The following is a 13,314-nucleotide window of genomic DNA, read 5'->3' on the forward strand; positions in this document are numbered from 1 at the left end:
TCATTTGGTTATCCTATAATGCTTTTATTATATCAATCTTCAAACTATTATAATAGGACTTAATACTCAAAATAAAGAAAAAAGATGTCTATTGTCGAATAGACACCCTTTTAACTATTTCACATACTGAGCCACCCGATTCCGCCCGGCCTGCTTTGCACCCGTATAAAGAGCGCGGTCCGCATGGCGGATGAGTGCCAGGGTATCTTCTGCATCTTCAGGTGCGGTTGAAACTCCGATGCTTGCGGTGATCCGGACCATCATCTGTTTGTTGGATTCATCGAGACTGTCATGGATGGCAAAGGGTTTGTTGGCTATCTCACCCCTGACATGCTCTGCCAGGATGAGCGCTTCATCCCGTTTTGTATCCGGAAGAAGGATGACAAATTCCTCCCCTCCATACCTGGCAACCGTCCCCCTGGTATCAATAAGGGTACGAAGGCGGTCTGCAAGTTCAATCAGGATTTCGTTACCGCTCTGGTGACCATAGTTATCGTTAATGACCTTGAAATGATCAAGGTCGAGCATGATGAGGGATAGACTTTTCCTTTTCCCGACATCGAGATGACTGAACTCCAGGGAGAGGAGATCTTCAAAATAGCGGTAATTATAAAGTCCTGTCAGGGCACATCTCTCACTGTTTTTCTTCGTTCGTTCATGATGCCTTGCATTGGCGATCGCCACCCCGAAATAGGAGCATAAAATATCGACGATCATCAATTGATATTTTTCATAGGCTTTCTTTTTGGAAGAAGCCAATAGAAGGATCCCTCGGACCTTTTGACTTCTTACAATGGGTACGCACAGAACGCTTTCCACTCCATCAGGCATGTACCCTTCAGCGATCCCGGTCCATTCAGATCGTGAAGTATAGAGGACGGACTTCCCTGTTTCCCACACTACACCGCTGATCCCCTGGCTTTTCTTTAAAGGACGCAGGTTATTGGACTTCATTTCTCCATTTTCCACCCGTCTTAACAGGACAAGTTCTTCTTCCTTGCAATCAAGGATATAGGCATATTCAACCGGCAGGGTCTCAATGATCTTCTCGATGAATATATCAAGCACTTCATTCACTTTAAGGCTTTCCGTTAACTGGTGACCGATTTCACCCGCTTTTTGAAGGTATTCATTGATCTTTTCAGAAGAGTTATACATCTTCAAGATGATCGATAAGCTCACAAAAGGGATACCTATCAATAACGAAGCGAAGGCTCCCAGTTCAAACGTTAAATAATAGAGAGATAAAGAAAGAGGGAACATGATCATGTTTGCCGTAAAGTCCCATACGAAGTCCTTGCTGTAAAAGCGGACATCACTATTCACCAGATAGTGTTGATAGAGCAGAAGCAGTATCTGGTTGACCATGATCGACACGATTTGATAACTCAATATAGGAAGGATTAATTGACTGATATCTCTTAAACCGACTTCTCCACCGAATAAAAAATAGACCAGACCGCTGACTAATGAAACGATATAGAACATGACAGAATTCAAGGGGATTCTATGCCAATCATTTTTGGTCAATTGAAGCCGTATGAGCAATGGAATGATAGAGAACTGCATGAGGATGATCTCAACAAATAAACCATACTTTATAAACCCTACTAGGGTCACCCACTGGATGAAGAAGATGGTCGCACCATTTATCACAATGGGCATAAGCGGGATAAAAGTAGCGAAAGCCACCAATGTTAATAGCTCTAACTCATTTCCTGCAATATTCTCAGGAGGATAGTATTGATAGGTCATATACAAACCAGCAGGTACAACGGCCAGCCAGGTCAGTAATATGTACAGCTTCTTTTTTACTGATAACGTCATATCTATCCCCCATAGGTCCACAATTAATTTAATATAGTTCGATCATACTATACTAGTTAAATAGTCACAAGTTTAAGAATATTTTATCAAAGCAGTCCAATAAAGTCACTTACTTTTTTCTGTAATTTTCCAGGTGGTCCAGCAGAAATGGTTTAACCTCGGATAAAAAGTATAGTGAACCTGTTATTAACAGGATATCTTCTTCTTTCATGCCTTGAACTTTTTCAGGAAGGTAGTCTCTCCATTGGTGAACTTTCATCTTATCGGGATGGGAAGATAGTTCATAAAGCTCTTCAACTGACGCGACTCGTGGAAAGTCAAAGGTCGTGAATCCAATTGTCTCCACCGCTTCTTCCAATGTCGAGATCATCGGTTTTAATTCTTTGTCGTGTAGTGCTGAAAAGAGAACCGTTACCCTTTTATTGATGAATCGATCGTTTATGGTTTTCACCAAGGCTTGTACCCCTTCAGGATTATGGGCCCCATCAATATAAATCCCGGGATTGTATGATATAGCTTCCATTCTGCCTGGCCATGATGCCTTCTTTAGTCCCGCTTTAATATGGGGACTTGCTATTTTATGCTGTGCACTAAGAAGCTCTGTCACTTTAATGGCAATTGCTGCATTATTGATTTGGTGTGCACCGATCATGGAAAGCACATACGTTTCATTTTGAACAGGAGACGTGTATTGGAATCTCTCCCCTTTTTCGAGTAAGGCTTGACGTTCCACCGAAAAATCCTCTCCAAGTTCAAACAGGTCACTACCCATTTCCAGCGCTTTCTGTCTTATCACTTCGGCTGCTTCTTTCTGGTGAACCCCTGATATGACAGGAACAGAACGTTTGATGATCCCGGCTTTCTCAAAGGCTATGTCTTCTAATCTGCTTCCCAGAAATTGCATATGATCCAGACCGATGCTCGTTATGACTGAAACCATCGGTGTGATGACATTCGTCGAATCAAGTCTTCCTCCAAGCCCTACCTCATAAAGGACGAGATCGACAGGATGCATTTCGGCAAAGTAATAAAAGCTCATGGCTGTTATGACTTCGAATTCAGAGGGGGTTCCCCATTCAGAATGCTCCATGCTTTCGGCAATGGGCTTAATTTTTTCCACAAGAAGAGTTATTTCTTCATCAGAAACAGGTTCTCCATCAATGCTGATCCTCTCATTAAACCGTTCAAAATATGGTGAAGTAAAGGTGCCTACTGAATACCCTGATTCCTGTAGTATATTTCTCAAATAGGTTACAGTGGATCCCTTTCCGTTTGTTCCCCCGATATGAACGATTTGGAGCTTTTCATGAGGATTCCCTAGCTTCTCTAACAAGTACTGCATTCTCTCCAGACCCGGCTTGATTCCAAGTCTGAGTCTTGAGTGTATCCATCCAACGGCCTTTTCATAGGTTAACAATTTTAATCACTCCCCTTAAGGTTTCATTAGAAAGAGGGCTCAGGTCGGGGAAGATTGCCGGAGAGAAAACCTTCTTGCATCCCCTCAACCTTGACAATCAGACCCGATTCTAAAGCCCTCTTCTTATCCTCTGTTCAAAAGATTATAGTGATTTAAGCTCTTCGATTCTTGCTTTCACCGTCGCTTGTTTCTCTAAATAATCTTTTTCTTTTGCTTTTTCCTCATCTACTACATTTTGAGGAGCCTTGCTCACAAATTTTTCGTTGTTTAATTTGCCTTGAACCCGGGAAACTTCTTTCGTCCATTTCTCCAGTTCTTTTTGAAGACGGGCAATTTCTTCTTCGATGTTGATTAATCCTTCTAATGGAAGGAATAAGTCTACACCTGTTACAACCGCCGTCATCGCTTTATCCGGTGTAACTAAATCTGTACCCATTTCCAGCTTCTCTGGATTACAGAATTTTCCAATATATGCTTTGTTCTTCTCGATGATCGTGAGGGTGTGTGCATCTTTTGCCTTCAGCATCAAGTTGATTTGCTTACTCATCGGGGTGTTTACCTCTGCACGGACATTCCGTACGGCACGAATGATATCAACGAGCAGCTTCATCTCTTCTGCTGCCCCTTGGTCTGTCAATTCATCTTGAACCGTCGGCCATGCAGCTACTGTAATGGATTCGCCTTGATGCGGCAAGTTCTGCCATATTTCCTCGGTAATAAACGGCATGAATGGGTGTAGTAGTCTCATTGTGTTGTCGAGTACATAGGCCAAAATCGAACGGGTCGTTTTCTTAGCAGCTTCGTCCTCGCCATACAGAGGCAATTTCGCCATCTCGATATACCAATCACAGAAGTCATCCCAGATGAAGTTGTAAAGAACGCGTCCCACTTCACCAAATTCATAACGATCGGCTAATCGTGTCACGGTTTCGATCGTTTCATTTAAACGGGTAAGGATCCATTTATCCGCAACGGATTTTTCACCTGATAAATCGATCTCGTCGTATGTCATACCATCCATATTCATAAGGGCGAAACGGGATGCATTCCAAATCTTATTCGCAAAGTTCCAAACAGATTCTACTTTCTCAAAGGAGAAACGAAGATCCTGCCCGGGTGAGCTGCCTGTAGATAGGAAGTAACGAAGGGAATCGGCACCGTACTTTTCGATGACATCCATCGGATCTACACCATTACCTAATGACTTACTCATCTTGCGTCCATCTGCATCCCGAACCAGTCCGTGAATCAGTACGTCTTTAAATGGACGTTCTCCTGTGAACTCCAGTCCTTGGAAGATCATGCGCGATACCCAGAAACCGATGATATCGTAGCCGGTCACGAGTGTATTCGTTGGATAATAGCGTTTAAAGTCCTCTGCATCCAGATCCGGCCAGCCCATTGTTGAAAACGGCCATAGAGCTGAACTGAACCATGTATCCAGTACATCCTCTTCCTGGGTCCAGTTCTCAATGTCTTCCGGTGCTTCGTTGTTTACATAGATTTCGCCTGTTTCTTTATGATACCAGGCCGGGATGCGATGTCCCCACCAAAGCTGACGGGAAATACACCAGTCACGCGTGTTTTCCATCCAGCGCAGGTAAGACGTTTCAAAGCGATCAGGTACAAAGTTGACCTTGTTTTCATCCTGCTGAAGTTTCACCGCTTCCTCTGCCAGAGGATCCATCTTAACGAACCACTGAGTCGAAAGATAAGGCTCAACCACCGCTCCACTTCTTTCTGAGTGACCGACTGAATGCATATGCTCTTCAATCTTGAACAGAACTCCTGCTTCTTGAAGGTCCTTCACGATTTCCTTACGACATTGGAAACGATCCATCCCTTGGTATTTATCCGCCTTTTTATTCATGGTTCCGTCTTCGTTCATGACGAGAACACGTTCTAAATTGTGACGGTTTCCGATTTCGAAATCATTCGGGTCATGGGCAGGTGTAATTTTCACTGCACCGGAACCAAATTCCATATCAACGTAGTCATCTCCTACAATCGGAATTTCACGGCCAACGATAGGAAGGGTAACGGTTTTGCCAATTAGATGCTTGTAGCGATCATCTTCCGGGTGAACCGCAACGGCCGTATCTCCAAGCATCGTTTCCGGACGGGTTGTGGCAATTTCAATGTGACCACTTCCATCTGCCAGCGGATATTTCATATGATAGAATGCACCTTGTACATCCTGATGAATGACCTCTATGTCTGAAAGGGCCGTTTTCGTTGCCGGATCCCAGTTGATGATGTATTCACCACGGTAGATTAAGTCTTTTTTATAAAGGTCGATAAATACCTTTTGTACAGCTTCCGATAAGCCCTCGTCCAACGTGAAACGCTCACGGCTATAGTCCAGGCCTAATCCAACCTTAGACCATTGCTGACGGATATGCTCGGCATATTCTTCTTTCCATTTCCATGTTTCTTCTACGAACTTTTCACGACCTAAGTCATAACGTGAAATGCCTTGATTGCGAAGTTTTTCATCCACTTTCGCCTGTGTCGCAATTCCGGCATGGTCCATACCCGGCAGCCATAATACATCGTAACCCTGCATGCGCTTCATTCTTGTCAGGATATCTTGCAGCGTCGTGTCCCAAGCATGACCAAGATGAAGTTTTCCTGTTACGTTCGGAGGAGGAATGACAATTGTGTATGGCTCCTTCTCCTTATCGTTTTTGGCTTCGAAATATTTACCTTCCAGCCACCATTTGTATCTGCCCTGCTCAATGGCATTGGGATCATATTTTGTCGGCATGGATAATTGCTGATCTTGAGTTTCCATTTGTTTTCCTCCTATATTAGTGCTGAATTACTACACTTTTCTAAAAAAAATAAAAAAATCCCCCGTCCTATGAAAAGGACGAAGGATTCCATTCGCGGTACCACCTTTTTTCTCAGGAGAAATAAGCCTCCTGAACTCTCGACGATTATAACGGCTTTTAACCGGCTTCTACTACTCTCATTTCATAGAAACAGCTCTTCAGGCGACCTTCCATTGTCTTAACGTAGAAAATCTCTCAGCTAACGATTTTCCTCTCTGAAAGTAAGGATCAATGTACTCTTCCTGTTCATTGCTTTTCAAGATTATTTATTTACTCATTATAGTATAGGAAAAGATAAACTTTCGTCAATCATTATCGGCAATTTCATCGAAAAATATTCATTTCGCCTATACATAGGCACCATTTTATTCTGTATTCATAAGATAAAGTAGTGAATACACCCAGGAAAGTGAGTGGACGAATATGAAAAAAATCAATCAATATACCATGCAGAAATGGATGGGAAACGCCCGGTTAATATGTAAGCAATTCATCATTCCTTTTACGATCTTTCAAGGGGTCCGGACCATTTTGCTTCCAACCACTTTTGACGTCCTTCTTTTAACTCTTTTTATCGGGATAGGCCTTGCCATTTATTTCGATTGGATATAATGGACTGACGAAATGTGGACTTCGCCAGTCCTTTTTTTATTCTGCCTCGGCCGCCTGCTCCTGTTTCTTTTTTTCCATTTCATCTAAACGCATGACCACGTATTCCGTGTTTTTCAGAAGCCAGTAATGCCGTTGCAGCTTCTTAAGGGATTTCCGTTCATTCCGCTTATCCTTCGGTGTATGAAAATATTTTTCCACCACAGCGATGACAGAGCTTGGGTAAGCTAAATAACTCATGAACAGGAGCCGCTCTTCATTACGCACGGTAAAATGCTGAAAATACGTGGTGAGCCACTCGATGCATTCCTCATAATACTTAGGATAGGTTTTCAAAGTTCTGGACAGAAACGGCAGCAGGTCATGGAAGGGTGAGGCCATCTTTGAGTTCTCAAAGTTATGAAAATACCCCAAGCCTCTTTCGTCGAATAAAAAATGCTCCGTCGATACCTTACCATGTGTAATGACGGTTCTGACCTTTTCAAGCTCCTTCGTTTCCTCATACCATTCATCCAGCATTTTCCGTGAAAATTTCAGTGCTTGGGAAGCGTCCTTATAGTACATGCAATAGTGGAATTGAAAAGGAGACATATACGTTGTCCTTTCACATGCTTCCACATACTCATCGAGAAACTGCTGTTCTTTATCCCACCTGGAAGTCAGCTGCTCGTAATGAGATTCTCTCTCTTCTTTATCAATCTTTACTTCCTGAGAGGAGAGAGTATGAAGTCTTGCCAATTCCCGGAACATTTTCTGATGCTTTTCAAATTGATCTTCCCTTTCCAGGTTCAAGAGCCAGGGCATGACATAGTATAATTGCCCATCATTCCACACCGCATAGCGCCCATCCAATGTCGGGTAGATCGGAACAATCCGGTTATAGCCCCTTTGAAACAACATTTGTACATTCCTGACGAAATCCACTCCAGTTTGGGCGGGTAGCTGCTTCACAGCAAGCGTCCCCTTATTGGAGAATACTTTGGAAATCTTCCCGTAATTCTCAACAAAATGGGGTTCGACACCATAAGGTTGTAAGACAGGCTTTAATCCCTCCAGCGTTTGTACCATACCTCTCACCTTCTAAGATTACTTTTCTAAAAAAAACGGACTAACTCCAATAAATTTGGTGTCAGCCCCGTAGTTCCTTCTATATTGCAATTGCGCTCTTTTCAGATGGGAGCGACTTTGCTCTATTCCTTTAACCCTTGAAGACATACTCGCTTTTCGGGATATATAGAACCTGCCCTACATAGACGTCTTGATTGGCTTCAAGTTGATTGACCCTCAATAGCTGAGGAATCGTTAGATCATACTTTTCTGCGATATAATCCAGCGTTTCTCCTTCTTGAACAATACATACCCTTAATGTTGCTCCCTTTTCCTCTTCTTTTCTCGCAAAGAAATCGGTAAGGGAAATGGTCTCATATTTCTTTTTGCCTTTAGTCTTTTTCTTATCATCCTGCTCTTCTCCGCTTTCTTCCATTTCTGCTTCTACTGCGGAGGATGAAGAGGACTCTTCTTCCTCCTCCTGCTGTTTGTATTTAGGAGGCGGCGTGTAGGCAGCCTTCGGTTGAGCCGGCTGTTCTTCTGATGACTCGCTCAGGTCATGCTGTGGCAATTCAAACACGTTTTCTTTTCGGAAATAATTTTCCTCATAGGTATGAGCAGGATGAGCATCGTATTGAATCTGTACGGGGATCTCATCGTCCTCTTCAGCTGGCGGTGTCCGACCTTCCAGATTAAAGGGCTGGTACTCGTCGTCTTCAGAGTCCTCTTCTTCATCCTCCTCATCAACGTTCGCCGTTAATTCTTCGACGTCGTAGTTTTCATACTCGTATACTTCTTCTCTTTCTTCTTGCTCTTCTTCTGTTTCTACTTCTTCCTCCGCTACTTCGGCAACTGCACTCGAACGGTAAAGCGGCTCGTAATCTTCCTCTCTGCTAAATTCAGCTTCAAGGGGAGTATGCGTCTGCTGTTCTCCATAAATCCCTGTAATCGTTAAATCGGCATTCAATTTTAAACAAGCATTCTCGGGAACCATGTAGTCGAATGACTCAACGAACACGTCAATATCGCCCAGATTGGCAATTCTGTTTTTCGGAATCGTTACATCGACCGGGAAACGGTGGACAAATTCATATTCACCCTTTTCCCTTTTTTCAACTATTTGAACAAACTTACCACCCGCTTCAAACTCATCCTCTTCTTCGTCTCTCGGTGAGGTAGGTAAATATTCACCGGAAAGATCAAGGCTACCCCTGATAAGTACGTACTGCTCTTGCTCTTGTATCGTTATATGAGGATCTAAGGAGATAGATAGCAATTCTTCAACTTCCTGTCCTTTTTTAAACCAAATTGATTCTTCCAAAGAAAATCGCAAACACGATTGTTGTTCTTGTGACAATAGAAATTCCTCCTTTCAGGTTCCAAACAAAGAAATAGTAAACAATGCCATTATCACTTTATGAACCGAAAAGGAGGATTATGATAGGAAAACGAATATAAATAGCCGATCCCAATAAAAAGGATCGGCTATCATCATTACTTTTTACTAATCTTTTCAAATGCTTTTTCAGCAGCTTCAAGGGTTTTTTCAATATCTTCATCTGTGTGAGCTGTCGATAGGAATAGTCCTTCGAATTGGGAAGGTGGTAAGAATACACCTTCATGGGCCATTTCACGGTAGTAATCGGCAAACATCTCCAGATCTGATGATTTCGCACCTTCATAGTTGGTTACTTCTTCATTCGTGAAGAAGATCCCGATCATGGAGCCGGCACGATTAATTCTGTGAGGGATGTTGTGCTTTTCTGCTGCTTTCTTTAAGCCTTCTTCCAACAGGTCTGCTTTCCGTGCGAACTCTGTGTATGTTTCTGGAGTCAGCTGGCTCAGGGTTTCATATCCCGCCGTCATGGCCAAAGGATTTCCGGATAGGGTCCCGGCTTGATAAATCGGACCGCTTGGAGCGATTCTTTCCATGATTTCAGCTTTACCGCCGTATGCACCTACCGGCAGGCCTCCACCAATGACTTTTCCTAAACACGTTAAGTCCGGGGTTACATTGTAATAGCCCTGTGCACATCCGTATCCGACACGGAATCCAGTCATCACTTCATCAAATATTAACAGAGAACCATGATTTTCCGTTATTTCACGAAGGCCTTCCAGGAAGCCTGGCTGAGGTGGAACGACACCCATATTGCCGGCAACAGGTTCTACGATAACACCAGCGATGTCGTCGCCAAATTGTTCAAAGGCATAACGGAGGCTTTCCAAGTCATTATAAGGCACCGTAATCGTATTCTTTGCTATGCCTTCAGGAACACCAGGACTGTCGGGCAACCCGAGAGTCGCAACACCGGATCCTGCCTTGATTAATAATGAATCTCCATGACCGTGGTAGCAGCCTTCGAACTTGATGATTTTATTGCGTCCAGTATATCCACGCGCAAGACGCAGGGCACTCATAGTCGCCTCTGTACCAGATGACACCATACGTACCACTTCAATACTTGGAACTCTTTCAATGACTAGTTCGGCAAGTTTGTTTTCAATCTCTGTCGGGGCACCGAAGCTAGTCCCGTTTTCTGCTACCTTTTTAATGGATTCGACCACACGGTCATTGCTGTGACCAAGAATGAGTGGTCCCCAGGAAAGAACATAGTCAATGTATTCATTTCCATCGATATCGTAAATTTTAGCCCCTTTTCCTCTTTCCATGAATAGGGGATCCATCTTTACGGATTTGAATGCCCGTACAGGACTGTTTACTCCGCCAGGCATCAGTTTTACTGCTTCTTTGAACGCTTGCTTCGATTTCTCATATGAACGCATTCCAGGTTCCTCCTTTAGTGATCTCTTCGTTATCCTTACAGGAACTTTCCACCAATTAGGATAACCAATTCGCTACATCTTTTGCAAAATACGTAATGATGAGGTCTGCACCCGCACGTTTCATGCTTGTCAGTTTTTCCATCACGATTTCCTGTTCGTTTACCCAGCCGTTTTGAGCCGCCGCTTTCACCATGCTGTACTCTCCACTAACGTTATAAGCGACAACTGGTGCATTGAAACGGTCTTTCACTTCCCGCATGATATCTAAATAGGAAAGGGCAGGTTTGACAATTAAGAAATCTGCGCCTTCTTCTATATCCGACTGTGCTTCTCTTAACGCCTCGAGACGATTCGCAGGATCCATCTGATACGTTCTGCGATCTCCAAATTGCGGTGTAGAGTGTGCTGCATCACGGAATGGACCATAGAAGCTTGATGAGTACTTAACGGCATATGACATGATCGGCACATCATGATAGCCGGCCGCGTCTAATCCGTGGCGGATCGCTGCAACGAATCCGTCCATCATATTCGAAGGAGCAATGATATCAGCTCCCGCTTCAGCCTGGCTGACCGCTGTTTTGGCTAATAGATCAAGCGTAGGGTCATTTAGTACTTTTCCATCTTTTACGATTCCACAATGTCCGTGGCTCGTATATTGACATAAACAAGTATCGGCAATGACGACAAGCTCAGGATAATGTTCCTTCACAAATCGGGTTGCTCTTTGGACGATTCCGTGGTCATGATACGCTTGTGTCCCTGCCTCATTTTTTTCAGCCGGCACACCGAAAAGAATAATGGATTTGATACCTAAGGAAACCACTTCATCCATTTCTGCTTTTAAGTTATCCAGGGAAATGTGAAAAACCCCTGGCATGGAAGGAACGACATTCTTAATATTTTCCCCTTCCACTACAAACAGTGGATAAATTAAATCCTCTTTTCTTAGATGAGTTTCTCTTACTAACGCACGCATATGATCTGATTGACGCAGGCGGCGATGACGATTAAAATGCAGATCTTTCATGTGAAATCCTCCTAAGTAAATAAAGCTTTATTGTGATGATCTATTCGTGATAAATCTTTTCATTTCGTTTACCATTTCATTTACAGTATAAATGCTGGGACAGATTTTTACATGTAATCCGTACTGTTCAGCCGTACTTTTTGTAATGGGACCAATGCAGGCAATCGGTATGTCCTGGATTTTATCATAAAGGCTGTGCTGATCGACTACCTTCATAAAATGATGAACCGTTGATGAGCTTGTAAACGTGATGATATCAGGTTTCTCTTCTTCAATACTGTCCTTCAACTGACCGATGCACCCTTCTGGAAGGACGGTTTCATAGACGATCCATTCCTGACAGGACACCCCGGCAGAGGCAAGCTCTGAAGCAATGACGTTTCTGGCCAGGTTCCCCTTTGGGATCAGAACGTCCCCTGAAGGCTTCACCTTCGAAATGAATTCGTCTGCAAAGTCATCCCCTGTAAAATGGTCAGGCACGAAGGAAACAGGGATTCCATTCTTCCTGCAATAGTGTTCCGTCTTACTTCCGACCGCAGCAAACTTCCCGGAAAAAGAAGATAAATCGAGCTGCAATCGTTTCAAAGCTTGAAGAAAGAATTTCACTCCATTTTTACTGGTGAAAATAATCCATTCGTACGTATGTATGGTTGTGTGAAGATTCGTTTCCCACACATCTTCATGAGGTTGAAAATGAAGGAGCGGCACCACAATCGGAACCCCTCCCACGTCTTCGATGAGGGAAGCCGTTTCACTGGATCCCTCACTTCCGCGAGTAATCAAAACCTTTATGTTTTCTAAAGGCCCTTTACCCTTCATTATTGATCTAGCTCCTCTTTCACCTGATCGATTAAAGCCTTAGCCCCCAGGTCTGTTAAGCTTTCAGCGACTTTCTCCCCTACTTGCTGAGGGTTTTGTCCCACCATATATTCTTTATAAATCGTCTTCCCATCAGGTGAAGCTACAAGCCCCGTTAATGCTACATCCCCGTTGTCTTTCAGCTCAGCAAATCCTGCAATCGGCACCTGACATCCGCCTTCCATTTTATGAAGGAACGCTCTTTCAGCCGTAACGGTCTCAGTCGTCTCTTCACAAGCAAACTTCTGAAGCAACTCAAGCAACTCAGAATCATCTTTCCTGCATTCAATGGATAATGCACCTTGTCCGACTGCAGGCAGACAAAGGTCTGGATCAAGGAATTCCGTTACAACATCTGATGTCCAGCCCATACGTGATAACCCTGCCGCTGCTAGGATGATCGCGTCGTAATCCTCATTTTTAAGCTTCGTTAAGCGCGTATCGATATTTCCACGGATCCATTTGATTTCAAGATCTGGACGAACGGATAAAATCTGTGCTCCTCTGCGCAGACTGCTCGTTCCTATGATTGCACCACCCGGTAAGTCTTTGAGGGCCACATGATTTTTACTGATGAACGCATCACGGTGATCCTCGCGAATCGGTATACATCCGATGGTCAGTCCTTCAGGTAAAACCGCTGGCATATCTTTCATACTGTGAACGGCCATATCGATTTCTTTATCCAGCATCGCTTGTTCAATTTCTTTAACAAACAAGCCTTTTCCACCGACCTTTGACAGGGTGACATCGAGGATCTGATCCCCTTTTGTAACGATTTCCTTCACTTCGAATTCGTAAGAGGGATCCAGTTCTTTCAACTGATCGATCACCCAATTTGTTTGTGTCAGTGCTAATTTACTTCGTCTCGATCCAACAATGATTTTTCTCATAATGACCTCCTG

Annotated in this window: 10 protein-coding genes and 1 other annotated feature; of the genes, 1 reads left to right on the forward strand and 9 read right to left on the reverse strand. The window is 43.6% G+C overall.

Annotated elements, in window-relative coordinates; translation table 11 throughout:
• Positions 1-114: 114 nt before the first annotated feature.
• The 3 genes from ACOSV2_RS09855 to ACOSV2_RS09865 all read right to left on the reverse strand — a co-directional run bounded on the left by ACOSV2_RS09855 (position 115) and on the right by ACOSV2_RS09865 (position 6,038).
• The gene (locus tag ACOSV2_RS09855) at positions 115-1,827 is read right to left on the reverse strand and encodes a sensor domain-containing diguanylate cyclase (RefSeq protein WP_428974925.1); all 1,713 of its coding nucleotides are present in this window, start codon (positions 1,825-1,827) and stop codon (positions 115-117) included.
• A 109-nt stretch (positions 1,828-1,936) separates the two neighbouring features.
• Positions 1,937-3,244, reverse strand: a complete 1,308-nt coding sequence (locus ACOSV2_RS09860) for a bifunctional folylpolyglutamate synthase/dihydrofolate synthase (protein ID WP_428974926.1) — start codon at positions 3,242-3,244, stop codon at positions 1,937-1,939.
• Between the two features lie 142 nt (positions 3,245-3,386).
• A complete protein-coding gene (locus ACOSV2_RS09865; protein ID WP_428974927.1) occupies positions 3,387-6,038 on the reverse strand; it encodes a valine--tRNA ligase in 2,652 nt (883 codons plus the stop codon).
• A gap of 71 nt (positions 6,039-6,109) precedes the next feature.
• Positions 6,110-6,337: a binding site (T-box leader), on the reverse strand.
• 164 nt (positions 6,338-6,501) lie between these two features.
• Between ACOSV2_RS09865 and ACOSV2_RS09870 the strand changes: the two genes are divergently transcribed.
• Positions 6,502-6,690 carry a hypothetical protein gene (locus tag ACOSV2_RS09870; protein ID WP_044339496.1) on the forward strand — a complete coding sequence of 63 codons (189 nt, stop codon included), beginning with the start codon at positions 6,502-6,504 and terminating at the stop codon, positions 6,688-6,690.
• A 36-nt stretch (positions 6,691-6,726) separates the two neighbouring features.
• Here ACOSV2_RS09870 and ysxE read toward each other — a convergent pair whose 3' ends face one another.
• The 6 genes from ysxE to hemC all read right to left on the reverse strand — a co-directional run bounded on the left by ysxE (position 6,727) and on the right by hemC (position 13,302).
• Complete coding sequence (gene ysxE / locus ACOSV2_RS09875; protein ID WP_397552050.1) at positions 6,727-7,755, reverse strand: spore coat protein YsxE; 1,029 nt, start codon at positions 7,753-7,755, stop codon at positions 6,727-6,729.
• A gap of 130 nt (positions 7,756-7,885) precedes the next feature.
• The gene (spoVID, locus tag ACOSV2_RS09880; RefSeq protein ID WP_428974928.1) at positions 7,886-9,091 is read right to left on the reverse strand and encodes a stage VI sporulation protein D; all 1,206 of its coding nucleotides are present in this window, start codon (positions 9,089-9,091) and stop codon (positions 7,886-7,888) included.
• A gap of 137 nt (positions 9,092-9,228) precedes the next feature.
• On the reverse strand, positions 9,229-10,521 hold the full coding sequence (gene hemL / locus ACOSV2_RS09885) for a glutamate-1-semialdehyde 2,1-aminomutase (RefSeq protein ID WP_428974929.1): 1,293 nt from the start codon (positions 10,519-10,521) through the stop codon (positions 9,229-9,231).
• A 55-nt stretch (positions 10,522-10,576) separates the two neighbouring features.
• Positions 10,577-11,551, reverse strand: a complete 975-nt coding sequence (gene hemB / locus ACOSV2_RS09890) for a porphobilinogen synthase (RefSeq protein WP_428974930.1) — start codon at positions 11,549-11,551, stop codon at positions 10,577-10,579.
• A 27-nt stretch (positions 11,552-11,578) separates the two neighbouring features.
• Positions 11,579-12,370: a uroporphyrinogen-III synthase gene (locus ACOSV2_RS09895; RefSeq protein WP_428974931.1), complete on the reverse strand. Its 792-nt coding sequence runs from the start codon at positions 12,368-12,370 to the stop codon at positions 11,579-11,581.
• Positions 12,370-13,302: a hydroxymethylbilane synthase gene (gene hemC, locus ACOSV2_RS09900; protein ID WP_113969520.1), complete on the reverse strand. Its 933-nt coding sequence runs from the start codon at positions 13,300-13,302 to the stop codon at positions 12,370-12,372. Before hemC ends, ACOSV2_RS09895 begins: the two co-directional genes overlap by 1 nt.
• Positions 13,303-13,314 lie beyond the last annotated feature (12 nt).

The organism is Rossellomorea sp. DUT-2, assembly GCF_052665285.1.